The organism is Streptomyces sp. NRRL F-6676 (assembly GCF_000725625.1).
GTDB lineage: Bacteria > Actinomycetota > Actinomycetes > Streptomycetales > Streptomycetaceae > Streptomyces.
On the sequence record NZ_JOHS01000045.1, the window covers coordinates 1 to 16,352 of the forward strand.

At 73.6% G+C, this 16,352-nt stretch carries 13 protein-coding genes; 10 read left to right on the plus strand and 3 right to left on the minus strand.

The window, feature by feature from the left end; all coding sequences use genetic code 11:
* Positions 1-568 precede the first annotated feature (568 nt).
* The gene (gene rpmB, locus IO29_RS36910; RefSeq protein WP_004924906.1) at positions 569-754 is read right to left on the minus strand and encodes a 50S ribosomal protein L28; all 186 of its coding nucleotides are present in this window, start codon (positions 752-754) and stop codon (positions 569-571) included.
* A 239-nt stretch (positions 755-993) separates the two neighbouring features.
* On the opposite strand from rpmB, the gene IO29_RS24030 reads away from it, so the two are divergent.
* Positions 994-2,592 carry a DAK2 domain-containing protein gene (locus tag IO29_RS24030; protein WP_030381573.1) on the plus strand — a complete coding sequence of 533 codons (1,599 nt, stop codon included), beginning with the start codon at positions 994-996 and terminating at the stop codon, positions 2,590-2,592.
* Between the two features lie 6 nt (positions 2,593-2,598).
* Here the strand turns inward: IO29_RS24030 and IO29_RS24035 are convergent, their stop codons facing one another.
* Positions 2,599-5,511, minus strand: a complete 2,913-nt coding sequence (locus tag IO29_RS24035) for a helicase-related protein (RefSeq protein WP_030381572.1) — start codon at positions 5,509-5,511, stop codon at positions 2,599-2,601.
* Positions 5,512-5,716: 205 nt separating this feature from the next.
* Here IO29_RS24035 and IO29_RS24040 point away from each other — a divergent pair, with 205 nt between their 5' ends.
* The 9 genes from IO29_RS24040 (at position 5,717) to mutM (ending at position 15,839) form a co-directional block, all read left to right on the plus strand.
* The gene (locus IO29_RS24040) at positions 5,717-7,576 is read left to right on the plus strand and encodes an HSP90 family protein (protein ID WP_030381571.1); all 1,860 of its coding nucleotides are present in this window, start codon (positions 5,717-5,719) and stop codon (positions 7,574-7,576) included.
* A 5-nt stretch (positions 7,577-7,581) separates the two neighbouring features.
* The gene (locus IO29_RS24045) at positions 7,582-10,554 is read left to right on the plus strand and encodes a tetratricopeptide repeat protein (RefSeq protein ID WP_420705393.1); all 2,973 of its coding nucleotides are present in this window, start codon (positions 7,582-7,584) and stop codon (positions 10,552-10,554) included.
* A 153-nt stretch (positions 10,555-10,707) separates the two neighbouring features.
* Entirely contained in the window at positions 10,708-11,295 is a 588-nt protein-coding gene (rsmD, locus tag IO29_RS24050) for a 16S rRNA (guanine(966)-N(2))-methyltransferase RsmD (RefSeq protein WP_030381569.1), read from the plus strand.
* Between the two features lie 26 nt (positions 11,296-11,321).
* Entirely contained in the window at positions 11,322-11,801 is a 480-nt protein-coding gene (gene coaD, locus IO29_RS24055; protein WP_030381568.1) for a pantetheine-phosphate adenylyltransferase, read from the plus strand.
* Positions 11,802-11,934: 133 nt separating this feature from the next.
* A complete protein-coding gene (locus IO29_RS24060) occupies positions 11,935-13,074 on the plus strand; it encodes an ATP synthase subunit B family protein (protein WP_030381567.1) in 1,140 nt (379 codons plus the stop codon).
* A gap of 163 nt (positions 13,075-13,237) precedes the next feature.
* The gene (locus IO29_RS24065) at positions 13,238-13,882 is read left to right on the plus strand and encodes a YceD family protein (RefSeq protein WP_030381566.1); all 645 of its coding nucleotides are present in this window, start codon (positions 13,238-13,240) and stop codon (positions 13,880-13,882) included.
* 2 nt (positions 13,883-13,884) lie between these two features.
* A complete protein-coding gene (rpmF, locus tag IO29_RS24070; RefSeq protein WP_007493396.1) occupies positions 13,885-14,058 on the plus strand; it encodes a 50S ribosomal protein L32 in 174 nt (57 codons plus the stop codon).
* Positions 14,059-14,077: 19 nt separating this feature from the next.
* On the plus strand, positions 14,078-14,878 hold the full coding sequence (rnc, locus tag IO29_RS24075; RefSeq protein WP_030381565.1) for a ribonuclease III: 801 nt from the start codon (positions 14,078-14,080) through the stop codon (positions 14,876-14,878).
* 100 nt (positions 14,879-14,978) lie between these two features.
* Positions 14,979-15,839, plus strand: coding sequence for a bifunctional DNA-formamidopyrimidine glycosylase/DNA-(apurinic or apyrimidinic site) lyase (gene mutM, locus IO29_RS24080; protein WP_030381564.1), 861 nt, complete (start codon positions 14,979-14,981; stop codon positions 15,837-15,839).
* Positions 15,840-15,889: 50 nt separating this feature from the next.
* On the opposite strand, the gene IO29_RS24085 is transcribed toward mutM, so the two are convergent.
* Positions 15,890-16,300, minus strand: a complete 411-nt coding sequence (locus IO29_RS24085; RefSeq protein ID WP_030381563.1) for a winged helix-turn-helix transcriptional regulator — start codon at positions 16,298-16,300, stop codon at positions 15,890-15,892.
* Positions 16,301-16,352 lie beyond the last annotated feature (52 nt).

The following is a 16,352-nucleotide window of genomic DNA, read 5'->3' on the forward strand; positions in this document are numbered from 1 at the left end:
ACGGCCGTATCCCGGGACGGGTGCGCGTCTGCTGCGACGAGCTACGCGACGGACTGCGACGCACCCCCACGGCCCACTCCGGTCACACGGCGCCTGCGGCCAGTACGGCGCTTGCGGCCAGTACGGCGCCTGCGCGCAATACGGCGCCTGCGGCCAGTACGGCGCCTACGGCCAGTACGGCGCCTGCGGGCAATACCTGGTCTGGGATCTTGTGGCTGGGGGGCGGGGATGGTTTTCTGCGCGGCTCTGCCGCGCCCCTTCAGGGGCGCGGGGCTGTGTCTTTGCGCGGCTCTGCCGCGGGGGGCGCGACCAGCGCCCCGTCTTTTAGGGGCGCGGGGAACTGCGCGACAAGCCACGACGGACCCGCACCCGCCCACGAACCCCACCCACCCGAGCTCCTAGGCGTCCCTGCCCTCGGGGGTCGAAGGGGCGGAGCCCCTGGGGGACGGGAAGGGTAGGGGCGGCGGGGGCGAGGAAACGCCTTGGTGGGCCGGAACGACAAAAGCCGGCCCACCCGAGGGTGGACCGGCAATCGCGGCGGATCCGGCGTGGCCGCGCGCTCGAAACGTCAGCGCGAGACCTTGCCGGCCTTGATGCACGAGGTGCAAGCGTTCACGCGCTTCGGCGTCCCGCCGACCACGGTACGCACACGCTGGATGTTCGGGTTCCAGCGACGGGGCGTACGGCGGTGCGAGTGGGAAATGTTGTTGCCGAAGCCCGGCCCCTTGCCGCAGACGTCGCAGTTGGCAGCCACGGGTCACTCCAAAGACTTCAGATGCACTTACAGTAGGAAATCCCGGGCACGCCGGAAGATCGGTAAGGATCCGGGTGGCTCTGCCAGGGGAAGGCCCGACACGAGGTCGGGCAACCGGAGCAGCATACAACGGCTGCGTCCGTACAACGAAACTACCATGTCCGTCACCGCCCCCCGACCGGTCCCTGTCGCGGTCTACGCTGCCTGCCACGGAAGCGACAGGCCCCAGGGAGGCGCAGGTGCCGCAGACGTTCGATGCTCTCGCGGTGCGCACATGGTGCTCTCTCGCGCTCGAGGCGCTCGGGAGGGCGCGCGAGGAGATCGACGCGATCAACGTCTACCCGGTGGCCGACGGCGACACCGGCACCAACCTGTACCTGACCATGGAGTCCGCGGCGACGGCCGTCGAGGCGGTGTTCGCCGGGTACGACGAGGCCGGCCGGCACCCGGGGCTCGCGGACGCGGCGGGAGCCATGGCGCACGGGGCGCTGCTCGGCGCGCGGGGCAACTCCGGGACGATCCTCGCCCAGCTGCTGCGGGGCATGGCGCAGCGGCTGGACGGCGCCGGGGTGGACGGCCGGGAGCTGCGGCGGGCGCTCCGTCGGGCCGCCGACCTGGCGCGGGAGGCCGTCGCGCACCCGGTGGAGGGCACGGTGCTGTCGGTCGCCTCGGCGGCGGCCGACGCGGTGGAGGCCGTGGCGGAGGACGCGGCGGGCGACTGCGCGGCCGTCGCGCTGGCGGCGTACGAGGGGGCGCGGGTCGCGCTCGCGGCGACGCCGGGGCAGCTGGCGGCGCTGCGGCGGGCCGGGGTCGTGGACGCCGGCGGGCGAGGGCTCGTCGCGGTGCTCGGGGCGCTCGTGGAGACGCTGACGGGGCAGGCGCCGGTGCGGATCGTGGAGGATGCGCCGGCTGTGTTCGAGGGCGGGTGTGCGGAGCCGGGGCCCGCGTTCGAGGTGATCTATCTGCTGGAGGCCGAGGACGCGGCCGTGGCCCGGCTGCGGGAACGGCTGGACGGGCTCGGCGACTCGCTGGTCGTGGTCGGCGGGGACGGGCTGTGGAACGTCCATGTGCATGTCGACGACGCCGGGGCCGCCGTCGAGGCCGGGGTCGAGGCCGGGCGGCCGTACCGCATCCGGATCACCCACTTCGGGACCGGCCGGCCGGACCGGGAGCGGGCGCAGCGGGCCGTGGTCGCCGTGGTGCCGGGGGAGGGTCTTGCCGCGCTGTGCGCGGAGGCCGGGGCGACGACGGTGCTGGCGCGGGCCGGGGAGCCGCCCGCCAGCGGAGAGCTCGTGGACGCGGTGCGGCGGGCGCACGCCCGGGAGGTGGTGCTGCTGCCGAACGACACGGAGCTGCGGCACACCGCCGCCGCGGCGGCGGAGCAGGCGCGCGCGGAGGGCGTACGGGTCGCGCTGATCCCGACGCGGTCCGCGGTGCAGGGCATCGCGGCGCTCGCCGTGCACCAGCCGGAGCGGCGGTTCGACGAGGACGTCGTCGCGATGACCTCGGCGGCCGGCGCCACCCGCTACGCCGAAGTGGCCGTCGCCGAGCGGCAGTCCTGGACGATGGCGGGGATCTGCCAGGCCGGTGACGTGCTCGGGCTCATCGAGGGCGATGTGGCGGTGATCGGCGCGGACGTCGCCGAGACCGCCGAGGGTGTGCTCGCGCGGATGCTGTCGGCGGGCGGTGAGCTGGTCACCCTGGTGGTCGGGGCGGGGGTGCCGGGCGGGGTCGTGGCGCGGCTGGAGGCGTATGTGCGCGAGTCGTATCTGGCGGTGGACACCGTCGTGCACGACGGGGGTGCGCAGGGGCCGCTGTTGCTGGTGGGGGTCGAGTAGCCGGGGTCAGCCCTTGTCCAGATAGCGCTCCCTGTCCTCGTCCAGCAGGGCGTCCAGTGCCGTGCGCAGGGCCGGTACGTCCTTGAGCGACGGGTCGGCCGCCACCAGTTCCGTCGCCTCCTGCCGTGCCTCGGCGATGATCTCCTCGTCGTCGATGACGGCGAGCACCCGCAGGCTGGAGCGGGCGCCGGACTGCGCCTGGCCCAGGACGTCGCCCTCGCGGCGCTGTTCGAGGTCGATGCGGGAGAGTTCGAAGCCGTCCAGGGTGGCGGCGACCGCGTTGAGCCGCTGCCGGGCCGCGCTGGCCTCCGGCATCTCGGTGACCAGCAGGCACAGCCCGGGGGCCGAGCCGCGGCCCACCCGGCCGCGCAGCTGGTGCAGCTGGGAGACGCCGAAGCGGTCCGCGTCCATGATCACCATGGCGGTGGCGTTGGGGACGTTGACGCCGACCTCGATGACCGTCGTGGCCACCAGCACGTCCGTCTCCCCGGCGGCGAAGCGCCGCATGACGGCGTCCTTGTCGTCGGGCTGCATCCTGCCGTGCAGCACCTCGACCGTGAGGCCCTGCAACGGGCCCTTGGCGAGTTGGTCGGCGATGTCCAGGACGGCGAGCGGGGGGCGCTTGTCGGCGTCCGCGGCGGCCGCCTTCCCGGGGTTCTCCTCCTCGTCGCCGATCCGGGGGCAGACCACGTACGCCTGGTGGCCGTTCCCGACCTCCTCGCGCACCCGTTCCCAGGCGCGGGCCAGGAAGTGCGGCTTGTCGGCGGCGGGGACGACATGGCTGGCGATGGGCGAGCGGCCGGCCGGGAGCTGGTCCAGGACGGACGTCTCCAGGTCGCCGAAGACCGTCATGGCGACCGTGCGCGGGATCGGTGTGGCGGTCATGACCAGCAGATGCGGCGGCTGTTCGCCCTTGCCGCGCAGGGCGTCCCGCTGCTCCACCCCGAACCGGTGCTGTTCGTCCACGACGACCAGACCCAGGTCGTGGAAGCGCACCTTGTCCTCGATCAGGGCATGCGTGCCGATGACGATGCCGGCGTCTCCCGAGACCAGGTCCAGCAGCGCCTGCCGGCGGGCCGCCGCGCCCATCGAGCCGGTGAGCAGCACCACCTTGGTGGCGTGCTCGGCGCCGCTCAGCATGCCGCCCTGGGCGAGGTCCCCCATCATCTCGGTCACCGACCGGTGGTGCTGCTGGGCCAGCACCTCGGTCGGCGCCAGCATGGCGGCCTGCCCGCCGGAGTCCACGACGGCGAGCATCGCGCGCAGCGCGACCATCGTGTTGTGGGTGACGGTGAAGTGGTCGGTCACATAGGCGTGGTCGGGGTGGGCGACGCTGATGCACTGCACGGGTTTGCGGCCCACGTACTCCACCGCCCGGATCGCGCGGTGGAAGGCCGCCGGGCGCGTGTGGGGGTCCGGCAGGGTGACCGACACGCCCTCGGGAAGCACGCGTGCCAGGCCGCCCAGGGAGCGCGCCAGCCAGGCCACGTCCTCCGCGAGCCGGCGGGAGGGCGTGCGCAGTCCGGTGCCGTCGCCCGAGTCCAGCAGGCCCTGGAGGAGGGCGAGGCGGTTCTTGACCGTGGTGTTCCGGTACGCGGCCGGGAGGTGCGGCGGGGCCTGGGGGCCGGTCAGGGCGGCGCCCAGGGCGTAGGGGTCCTCGGGGGGCTCCGGGCCCAGGTCGGCCGGGGTCACCGGGGGGATGTGCCACTTCGGGGTGCCGTCCGGGGCGAGGGTGTCCAGCCGGATCTCCCGGGCCGTCCTCACCTTGGCGGGCGCGGAGGGGGCGGTGGTGACGATCCACAGGTGCTCGTCGTCGCACTCGACGGTGGACCCGTCGTCCAGCACCAGCCGCCACACGTCCCGTTCGCCCTGCGGGAAGACGCCGTCGACCGGTGCCACCTCGCCGCTGGGCACCACGACCTCGTCGCCGACGCGCACCTCGCCCATGGGCCGGAAGCCCGTCGGCGTGAGGACGAGCGCGTCCAGCGGCTGTGCCTTGCCCGAGCCGACCTCGCCCTGGAGCAGCCGGTGCATGGGGTGGTCGGTGGCGAGGTCGTCGAAGATCTCCCGGGAGACCGACCGCTGGCCCTCGGTGAGGGTGAACGGCAGGCGGTCGTCGAACGCCGTGAGCAGGCCGTCGGGCTTCGGTGTCCGGGGTGTGGCGCGCAGTTGGGCGTCGTCGTACCGGCGGCGGGCCAGGGCGACCTGGAGGACGAAGGCCTCGTCCCACTTCAGCCGGGCGCGGGCGTCCTCGACGTCGGCCCGGGTGCGCGGGCGGTGGATCTTCACCAGGGCCTCGGGCAGGGTGGCCAGACCCCGGCCCGCGCGCAGGGACTCCGGCAGCGGGTCCAGCGCCTCCTGGGCGCTCGGCAGCACCGTCTGGACCGCCTTGGCGAGCTTCCAGGACTCCATCTTCGCCGTGGCCGGATAGAGCGGGATGAGCGCGCCCGCCCAGCTGTCGACGGCCTCCTCCGCGCCCTCGCCCCGCAGCAACTCGTACGCGGGATGCGCCAGTTGGAGACGGCGGTTGAAGACGGAGACCTTGCCGGAGAACATCGCGCGGGTGCCCGGCAGCAGCTCCTTGTGCGGCTTGTGCACGCCGTTGCCGAAGAAGACCAGCGTCAGCCGGCCGCTGCCGTCCGTGATCGTGACCTCCAGGCGTTGGCCCTTGCCGCGCGGCGCCCGGGCGGAGGCGAAGCTGTGCAGCCGGGCGTCGGCGACCTGCGCCACCACCGTGACGTGCTCGTCCATCGGCAGGTCGGCGAGGTGTGTGAGCTGCCCGCGCTCCTCGTATCTGCGCGGGTAGTGGTGCAGGAGGTCGCCGACGGTGTGCAGGCCGAGGTGCTCGGCCATCACCTTCGCGGTGGCGGGGCCGAGCACCTTCTTCAGAGGTTCGTCCAGTGCGGGCACGAGATCCATTCCACACCACGGCACTGACAACGGCGTATCCGGCAACCGGCGCGTTGCCCCGATCATTACCGGAAACCGCTGGTCAGGCGGGTGCTTCCGGGCATAGCATGACGCGCTCCGGCTGCCCGACCCGCGGTCACCGCCTCACCGGGACCGCCCTACCCCGCGCCGTCGCCCGGCCTCCCCACACCTCGGCACACTCGGCGCTGCGACGATGGATTCCGAGATCTCACAGCCCTCCCAGCCCTCCCGGCCCCCGGTGCCCCCGGCCGCCGCGCCCCATACGTTCCAGGTCGATCTGCGCGGTCTCGTCGACCTCCTCTCCCACCACCTCTACTCCAGCCCCAAGGTCTATCTGCGCGAGCTGTTGCAGAACGCCGTGGACGCGATCACCGCCCGGCGCGCCGAACAGCCGGACACCCCGGCGACCGTGCGGCTGCACACCGGGGACGGCGAACTGCGCGTGGTGGACACCGGCATCGGGCTCACCGAACCCGACGTGCACCAGCTGCTCGCCACGATCGGCCGCAGCTCCAAGCGCGACGACGGGCTCCAGGCCGCCCGCTCCGACTTCCTCGGCCAGTTCGGCATCGGACTGCTCGCCTGCTTCGTCGTCGCCGAGCGGATCCGGGTGGTCAGCCGCAGCGCCCGTACGCCCGACGCGGCCCCCGTGGAGTGGACGGCCACCGACGACGGCTCCTACACCGTGCGCACCCTCCCCGAGGAGGCGCACCCCGAGCCCGGCACCACCGTGCACCTGGTGGCGCGGGCCGGGGCCGGCGAGTGGCTGAGCGGGGAGCGGGTGCTGTCGCTGGCCCGCGACTTCGGGGCGCTGCTCCCGTACGACGTGCGCGTGGACGGCGAGGCGGTCACCGAACTGCCCGCCCCCTGGGACCGCCCCTACGCCTCGCCCGCCGCCCGCCGGGTCGCCCTGGCCCGGCACTGCCACGACCTGTTCGGCTTCACCCCGCTGGACTCCATCGAACTCGACGTGCCGCTGGCCGGCGTACGGGGTGTCGCCTACGTCCTGCCCACCGCCGTCAGCCCGGCCCAGCGCGCGAGCCACCGCGTCCACCTGAAGGGCATGCTCCTCACCGAGCGGGCCGAACAGCTCCTGCCGGACTGGGCGTTCTTCGTGCGCTGCGTCCTCGACACGGACAGCCTGCGCCCCACCGCCTCCCGCGAGTCCCTGTACGAGGACGAGACCCTGGCCGGGGTCCGCGACGCCCTCGGGGAACGCATCCGCTCCTGGCTGACCGGCCTCGCCGCCCAGGACCCCGAACGGCTCACGGCGTTCCTCTCCGTGCACCATCTCGGCGTCAAGTCGCTGGCCCGGCACGACACGGAGATGCTGCGCACGATGCTGCCGTGGCTGCCGTTCGAGACGACCGACGGACGGCTCTCCCTGGAGGAGTTCGCCCAGCGCCACCCCGTGGTGCACTTCACGCGCACGGTCGAGGAGTACCGGCAGGTCGCCCCCATCGCCTCCGCCCAGGGCATCGGCGTCGTCAACGGCGGCTACACCTACGACAGCGATCTCGTCGAGGCGCTGCCCTCGGTGCGGCCCGGCACGACCGTCGCCGAACTCGACTCCGACACCGTCACCGCGCACCTGGACGCCGTCGACCCGGCCGAGGAACTCGCCCTGTCCGGCTTCCTGGCCGCCGCACGCACCGCCCTCGACCCGCTGGGCTGCGACATCGCCCTGCGCGCCTTCCACCCCCTGTCGGTGCCCGCACTGCACCTCGACGACCGGGCCGCCCGCCACGAACAGGCCCGCGCCGAGGCCGAGGAACAGGCCGACGACCTGTGGGCCGGCATCCTCGGCTCCCTGCGCGGCAGCGCACCCCGCGCCCGCCTGGTCCTCAACCACCTCAACCCGCTGGTCCGCCGCATCGCCGCCCTCGGCGCACCCGAACTCATCGGCACCGCCGTCGAATCCCTGTACGGACAGGCGCTGCTGCGCGCCCAGCGCCCCCTGCGGCCCGCCGACTCCGCCCTGCTCAACCGCGCGTTCCTCGGCCTGCTGGAGTGGGCCACCCACACCGACTCCCCGGAGGGCGGCACCCGATGAACCCGATGGACCCCGCCATGGACTTCGACACCCTCCGCCGCGCCATGGCGGACAACTACGAACAGCCCGAGGGCCCCGCCCGCAACGCCCGCGCCGAGGCACTGCTCGCGGAGGCGGAGAAGCTCGGCATCCCGCTCGCCGTCATCGAGGCGCTCGGACACCAGCTGAAGGTCTACAACTACAGCTCCGAGAAGGACAAGATGTTCGTCCCCTTCGCGCGCCTGCTGCGCCTGTGGGACGAACACCCCGAGGACTTCGACAAGTACGAGATCCACACCCTGCACTGGGTGTTCAAGTGGATGACGGCCGGCATGCTCGGCCAGCCGCACATCCCGCTCGCCGCCATCGAGAAGTGGCTCGGCGAGATGGAACACCGCTACCGGCTCGCCGGACACACCGAACGGGCCGTGCGCAACTGCGAGTTCAGCATCGCCTCGCACATCGGCGACCTGGCGCGCGCCGAGCGCGCCTACACCGCCTGGCTCGCCGCCGACCGCGACTCCATGGCCGACTGCCACGCCTGCGAACTCCACGACCAGGGCTGGTGGCAGGCGCACCAGGGCAACGACGCCGAGGCGCTGGAGCTGTGGGCGCCCGTCCTCGACGGCACCCACGCCTGCGCCCACGAACCGCACGCCGTGCTCGCCTCCTCCCTCCTGCCGCTGCTCCGCCTCGGCCGCCTGGACGAGGCCCGCGCCCACCATCTGCGCGGACTGCGCCTGGTGCGCCCCATGGAGAGCATGCGCGGCTCCTACGCCGACCACGTCGAGTTCTGCGCGCTCACCGGCAACGAGGCCCGCGCCCTGGAACTGCTCGCCGAACGCCCGGCGTACTTCACCGACACCGGCGAACCGCGCAGCCACATGGACTTCCTCGCCGTCGTCACCCTGCTGACCGACCGGCTCGTGGCGCTCGGCCACGGCGGCCGGACCGTACCGGGACCGGCCGGCCGCGACTGGACGGCCGACACCCTCGCCCGTCACGCGCGCGCGGAGGCGCTCGCCCTGGCCGACCGCTTCGACGCCCGCAACGGCACCCCGCACATCGGGGAGCACGTCCGCGCCCGCATGGACCGCCGGCCCCTGGTGGACCGGCTGCCGCTCGGCGTGCGCACGCCGGGCCCCGCACACCCCGCGCCCCGGCCCGTCGTACCCCGGCCGACGCCCGCGCCGGCCGCGGCACCCGGGTTCGAGGACCTGCTCGCCGAGGCACGCCGGCAGTCGGAGGCCCTGCACCCGCACTCCATAGGGGCCTGGGCGGCGGTCGCCGAGGCCGCCGGGGACCGCGCACTGGCCGCCCGCGACCGCGCCGAGATCGCCGACCACGAGGCGATGGGCAGCGGCCCCGGGGGCGCCGCACTGTTCGAACGGGCCGCCGCGCTGTACGAGGAGGCCGGCGATCCCGGCGAGGCCCTGGCCGCACGCGCGCGTGCCGCCTACGTACGGGCGCTCACCGTCGGCGGCGAGGAGCCCCCGAAGACCGCCGAAGAATTGCGCCGCACGGCCCTCGCACTGCACGCCGAGGGCGGCACCGGGGTGTCGCAGGCCGCCTCCGTGCTCGTCTGCCGGATGCGGATACTGCTGCACCTCGCGCTCCAGGAGCACGAGGAGGAGGCGGACGCGGAGGCAGCCGTGCGGGCCGCCGGCGAGGCGGCGGCGGAACTGCTCGACCTCACCCGCCCGCACACGGACGAGCCGCGGATCGCCTCCCGGGCCGCCGAGGCCCGCGCGACGCTCGGCGAACTCGCCGCGCACACCGGGGACCTCCGGGGCGCGGCCGGACTGCTCACCGCCGCGGCCGGGGAGTACGTGACGGCGGGACTGCCGTGGTTCGCGGCGGACCACGAGGCCCGGCTGGTCGGACTCGCCCGCCGGCTCGACGACACCGCCGGCGCCGAACGGGCCGCGCGCGCCGCCCTGGAGCACGGCGCGGACCACCTGGACCCGCTCGGGCAGGCCCAGTCGCACCTCCGGCTCGCCGAGGTACTGGGCGAGAAGGGGAAGTTCCCCGAGGCCGCCGAGCACGCCCTCCAGGCCGCGCACTGGGCCGACGAGGCGGGCGAGGCCCCGACCCTGGGCGCCTGGGCACGCCATCTGCTCGGCGGCTTCCTGCTCCGCCAGGGGCGGTTCGCCGAGGCCGCCGAGGTGCTGGAGTCGGCGCTGCCCGACCTCGACGCCGGGACGCACGGCGACGGGGCCGTCGTACAGACCCAGTGGTGGCTCGGCGACTGCCACACCGAGCTGGGCGAACACCGGCAGGCCGCCGAGCGCTGGCTCCAGGCCGCCGAGACCGCGCGGCACTGGTCCGAGCAGCACGACCACGCGATGCTCGCGCATCTGGCCGCCGAGGCGCTGGGGCGGGCCGGGCTGTTCGACGAGGCCGACCGCGCCTACCGGCGGGCGGCGGAGCTGTGGCGGGACCTGGACAACGTCCACGGCGTGGTGCGCTCGCTGCGTGCCCGGGCATGGCTCGCGGCGGGCGGGAAGACGGCCGACGGGGGGCTCGCGCGGGCGCGGGAGCTGATGGAGGAGGCGGTACGGGAGTGCCGCGACGCGGCGGCGTCGGCGAGCGACGACGAGGCGGTTGAGGAGCGGATGGTCGCCGAACTGGGCCATACGTTCCGGCAGTTCGGGGACCTGGTGGCGCGGAGCGCCGACGAGGACGAGGGCGAGGAGGTGTTTCGTCCTCTGTTCGAGGAGGCGCTCCGGTACCTGGACGAGGCCGTCACCGTGTACGGGTCGCTGGGGGACGGGGCCGTCGATCTGCGGACGGGCGCGGAGCTGGCGGCGGCGTGGCTGGAGCTCGATCTGGGGGAGCGGGAAGCGGCGGGGGTGCGTGCGGGGAGAGTGCTGGAGGCGTACGGGGAGCCTGTGCCGGACGGGGTGGACGGGGTGGACGGGGCGGAGTCCGACACGGCGTTCAACCGGCGGGCGGAGGCACGGCGCATAGCGGAACTGTCCACGCGGACGGACAGATAACGCCGCGCCCCACAGGGGTGCGGGGAACCGCGCGACCGGCCGGGCACGGACCGCACTCGTCCACGACCCGGCCCCGACGTCGCCGCACCTCCGGAGTACTCCGGCTGCGACACTGGTGTGGACCGTCCACCGCATCGAGGAAGCGCACGAAACATGACCCGCGTGATTGCCGGCCGGGCCGGGGGGCGGCGGTTGGCCGTGCCGCCGGGGAACGGCACCCGGCCCACCTCCGACCGGGCCCGGGAGGGACTGTTCTCCACCTGGCAGTCCCTCCTCGGCGGACCCCTGGACGGCGAACGCGTCCTCGACCTGTACGCCGGCTCCGGCGCCGTCGGCCTGGAGGCGCTCTCGCGCGGCGCCGGGCACGTCCTGCTCGTCGAGGCCGACGCCCGCGCCGCCCGTACCGTCCGGGAGAACGTCCGCAGCCTCGGGCTGCCCGGCGCCGAGGTCCGGGCCGGAAAGGCCGAGCAGACCGTCCGTACCGCGCCCCCGCCCGACCCGTACGACCTGGTCTTCCTGGACCCGCCGTACGCCGTCACCGACGACGCTCTGGGGGAGATCCTGCTCACACTCCGCACCGGGGGCTGGCTCGCGCCCGACGCCCTCGTCACCGTGGAGCGCGGCACCAGGGGCGGCGAGTTCCGGTGGCCGGACGGCTTCCACGCACTGCGGTCCCGCCGCTACGGCGAGGGAACGTTTTGGTACGGTCGCGCCGCCGCTACGTGCGACGACGCACGATGACCGGACCGGAGAGCGAGGGATCACAGTTGCGCCGCGCAGTCTGTCCCGGGTCGTTCGACCCGATCACCAACGGACACCTCGACATCATCGCCCGCGCCTCCAGGCTGTACGACGAGGTCTACGTCGCGGTGATGATCAACAAGTCCAAGAAGGGCCTCTTCGAGGTCGAGGAGCGGATCGAGCTGATCCGCGGGGAGACCGCCGAGTTCGGCAACGTCCGCGTGGAGTCCTTCCACGGCCTCCTCGTCGACTTCTGCAAGCAGCGCGAGATCCCCGCCATCGTCAAGGGGCTGCGCGCGGTCAGCGACTTCGACTACGAACTGCAAATGGCCCAGATGAACAACGGCCTCTCGGGCGTGGAGACCCTCTTCGTGCCCACCAACCCCACCTACAGCTTCCTGTCCTCCTCGCTGGTCAAGGAGGTCGCGGCGTGGGGCGGCGACGTCTCCCACCTGGTGCCGCCCGCCGTGCTCGCCGCCCTGGACACACGCCTGCGCAGGAGCTGACCGTCCGCCCGCGGGGACACCCGCCGCACGCCCGCAGCCCGCGCACCGCTCACCCGCTGTCCGGCGCCCGCTCGGGGGCCGTACAGTCGGACCGTCCGTCTCCAACACCCCTGTAGAGAGTGGCGAGCACACGGTGGACGTGCAGAAGAAGCTCGACGAGATCGTCGCCGCGGTCTCCGGCGCCCGGTCGATGCCCATGTCGGCCTCGTGCGTGGTCAACCGCGCCGAACTGCTCTCCCAGCTCGAGGAGGTGCGCGCGGCGCTGCCCGGCTCCCTCGCCCAGGCCGAGGAACTCATCGGCGACCGCGAGCACCTGGTGGAACGGGCCCGCCAGGAGGCCGACCGGATCATCGAGAGCGCGCACGCCGAACGCGGCTCCCTGATCTCCGACACCGAGATCGCCCGCCGCTCCCAGGCCGAGGCCGACCGCATCCTGGAGGAGGCCCGCCGGGAGGCCGAGGAGATCCGCGCCGAGGCCGACGACTACGTCGACTCCAAGCTCGCCAACTTCGAGGTCGTCCTCACCAAGACCCTCGGCTCCGTCGGCCGCGGCCGCGAGAAGCTGCTCGGCACCGGCCCGGGACTCGACGAGAACGGCTACGAGGACGAGGACGCCCCCGAGCGCAGCCACGACCCCGAGACCCTGCGCCGCGACGCCGACGCCTACGTGGACGTCAAGCTCGGCGCCTTCGAGGCCGTCCTCGCCAAGACCCTGGACGCGGTCGGCCGCGGCCGGCAGAAGCTGCACGGCCGCATCGCCACCGACGAGCTCGGCGCCCTCGCCCTGAACGACGACGGCGCCCCCGGCCGGCACACCAGCGACGCCGACTACCTCGCCGGCCTCTCCGACACCCCGGCCGCGCCCGCGCGGCAGCGGAGCGCACCGCCCGCCCCCGCCGAGCAGCCCGCCGTCGCCGCCCAGCAGCAGGATCCGTACGGCTACGGCCAGTCCGTCGAGACCTACGGCGACGGACAGGGCACCGACGCCTACGGAGACGGGGGCCAGGGCACCGACGCCTACGGCTACCCGCAGCCGGCCTACGCCCCGCAGGACCCGTACGGCTACACGCAGGCCGATCCGTACGCCGCCGCCTACCAGCAGCAGGGCTACGACCCCCAGGCCGCCTACGACCAGCAGGCCCAGGCCCAGGTCTACGGCCAGGTGCCGGCCCAGGCCCAGGCCCACACCCTGGACGAGACCAGCCTCTTCGACACCAGCATGATCAGCGCCGAGCAGCTGCGGGCGTACGAGGAGGGGCGCGGCGGCCACTGAGGCCCGCCCCACCGGTGGCCGGACGGTACGCGGTTTGGGCCGTCGCGGATGGTCCAGTATCCTGGCACTTCGGTCGCGCGTGCATCCGCGATCCACGCTGCCTGAACATCCCCGGCGGCGATCTCCCCCGGAGCTCCCCGGAGTCCGAAGACCGAAAGCAGGAATGGCCCTGAACGCCCGCCTCGACCACCGCAACCCCCTCGTGATCGACACGCACGAGCTGGGGCGGCGTCCTGGTGCGCTGCGGCGGCTGACCCGCACGGTCGACGCCCCCAAGGACTTCGGTGTCCGCGGGGTGATCGGAGTGCCCGAGGGCACCCCGGTCGTACTCGATCTCCGGATGGAGTCGGTCATGGAGGGGGTGCTCGTCACGGGTACCGCCGGTGCCACGGCCGAGGGGGAGTGCGTAAGGTGTCTGGAGCCGCTTCGGCAGGAGACCGAGGCGGAGTTCCAGGAACTGTTCTCGTACCCTGACGCCGACGACCGGGGCCGCGTGCGCGCGGAACCGGGCGACGACGCCGAGGACGACGAGGACAGGTACTTCGTCGAGGACGATCTGATCGACCTCGAACCCGTGCTGCGCGATGCGGTGGTGCTCGCACTGCCGATGCAGCCGGTGTGCCAGGACGACTGTCCGGGCCTGTGCTCCGAGTGCGGAGTGCGGCTCGCGGACGACCCGGACCACCACCATGCCGCCGTCGACATCCGTTGGGCGGCATTGCAGGGACTCACCGGTTCACTCGAATCCGGTGACAAGGACGACACGAGCGGCACCGATACGGGCGCCGACGAGAAGCAGGAGAAGTAGCCGTGGCTGTTCCGAAGCGGAAGATGTCGCGCAGCAACACGCGCCACCGCCGGTCGCAGTGGAAGGCTGCGGTCCCCACCCTGGTCGCGTGCGAGCGCTGCCACGAGCCGAAGTTGCAGCACATCGCGTGCCCGTCGTGCGGCACGTACAACAAGCGTCAGGTCCTCGAGGTCTGATCGGCTGGTGACAGGTCTGATGTCTGACGCCACAAGTGGTCCCCGCCGCGGCGGGGCCGGCTCGGCGGACAACGCGGCCTCGTCCCACACGCTTCTGGAAGGGCGGCTCGGCTACAAGCTCGAGACCGCCCTTCTGGTGCGCGCGCTGACCCACCGTTCGTACGCGTACGAGAACGGCGGTCTGCCGACGAACGAGCGTCTGGAGTTCCTCGGGGACTCCGTGCTCGGTCTCGTCGTCACCGACACGCTGTACCGCACCCACCCCGACCTGCCCGAGGGCCAGCTGGCCAAGCTGCGGGCCGCGGTGGTCAATTCGCGTGCGCTGGCGGGGGTCGGCCGCGGGCTCGACCTGGGCTCCTTCATCCGGCTCGGCCGGGGCGAAGAGGGCACGGGCGGCCGGGACAAGGCCTCCATCCTCGCCGACACCCTTGAAGCGGTGATCGGCGCGGTCTACCTCGACCAGGGCCTCGACGCGGCCTCCGAACTGGTGCACCGCCTGTTCGACCCGCTGATCGAGAAGTCCTCTAACCTGGGTGCCGGCCTGGACTGGAAGACCAGCCTCCAGGAACTCACCGCGACCGAAGGGCTCGGAGTCCCCGAGTACCTGGTCACGGAGACGGGCCCGGACCACGAGAAGACCTTCACTGCTGCCGCCCGCGTCGGAGGCGTCTCGTACGGCACCGGCACCGGCCGCAGCAAGAAGGAGGCGGAGCAGCAGGCCGCGGAGTCGGCCTGGCGCTCCATCCGTGCCGCCGCCGACGAGCGTGCCAAGGCGGCCGGAGCCGCCGCGGACGCCGACGAGGCGGCCGCCTCCGCCTGACACATCCCGAGCGCCCGCCCCGCCACCGGGGCGGGCGCTCGGACCGTCCCGGCGGGTGCCTGCGGTTCCCGGCGGTCACGAGGAGTAACGGAAGCCCGCCATGCCCGAGTTGCCCGAGGTCGAGGTCGTCCGGCGCGGACTGGCGCGGTGGGTCGCCCACCGCACCGTCGCCGATGTCGAGGTGCTGCACCCGCGCGCGGTACGGCGGCACCTGGCCGGGGGCGAGGACTTCGCGCAGCGGCTCAAGGGCCACCGGGTCGGCACCCCGGCCCGCCGCGGCAAGTACCTGTGGCTGCCGCTGGACGACGCCGGCGAGGCGGTCCTCGCCCACCTCGGCATGAGCGGCCAGCTCCTGGTCCAGCCGCACGAGGCGCCCGCCGAGAAGCACCTGCGCATCCGCGTCCGCTTCGACGACGGACTCGGCACCGAACTCCGCTTCGTCGACCAGCGCACCTTCGGCGGGCTGTCGCTGCACGACACCACCCCCGACGGACTGCCCGACGTCATCGCGCACATCGCCCGCGACCCGCTGGACCCCCTCTTCGACGACGAGGCGTTCCACCGGGCGCTGCGCCGCAAGCGCACCACGATCAAACGGGCCCTGCTCGACCAGTCCCTGATCAGCGGCGTCGGCAACATCTACGCGGACGAGGCGCTGTGGCGCTCCCGCCTGCACTACGAACGCCCCACGGCCACCCTCACCCGCCCCGGCACCGCCGCACTCCTCGGCCACATCAGGGACGTCATGAACGCGGCCCTCGCGGTGGGCGGCACCAGCTTCGACAGCCTCTACGTCAACGTCAACGGGGAGTCGGGCTACTTCGACCGCTCACTCGACGCGTACGGCCGCGAGGACCTGCCGTGCCGGCGCTGCGCGACGCCGATGCGGCGGCGCCCGTGGATGAACCGGTCGAGCTACTTCTGCCCGAAGTGCCAGCGGGCGCCGAGGGCGGCGCTCTAGCTCCGGCTTCGGCTCCGCCTTTGGCTCTGGCTCCGCCTTTGGCTCCGGCTTCAGCTCCGGCGCGCGGGCTCGCGGGCGTCGTAGCGCTCGCGGGCGGCCAGGACCTCGTCCATGCTGCCTTCGAGGCAGGCGATCAGGGCGAGCAGCCGCTCGGCCACCTCGCGGCCCAGCGGGGTGAGCGAGTAGTCGACCCGGGGCGGGTTGGTCGGCCGGGCGTCCCGCAGGACGAGTCCGTCCCGTTCCAGTGCGTGCAGGGTCTGCGAGAGCATCTTCTCGCTGACCCCGTCCACCCGCCGCCGCAGCTCGTTGAAGCGGAGCGTGCCGTCGTACAGCGCCCCGAGGGTGAGCGCGCCCCAGCGCCCGGTCACGTGTTCGAGGGTGCGCCGGGAGGGGCAGCCGCGGGCGAACACGTCGAACGCGTAACCGCTGGGGGAGGCCGTACCGGCAGGGGAGGTCGCCATGGCCGCACTGTACTGCGCCACAGCGCTCACTCCCAGGCAGCGCTCACCAGGA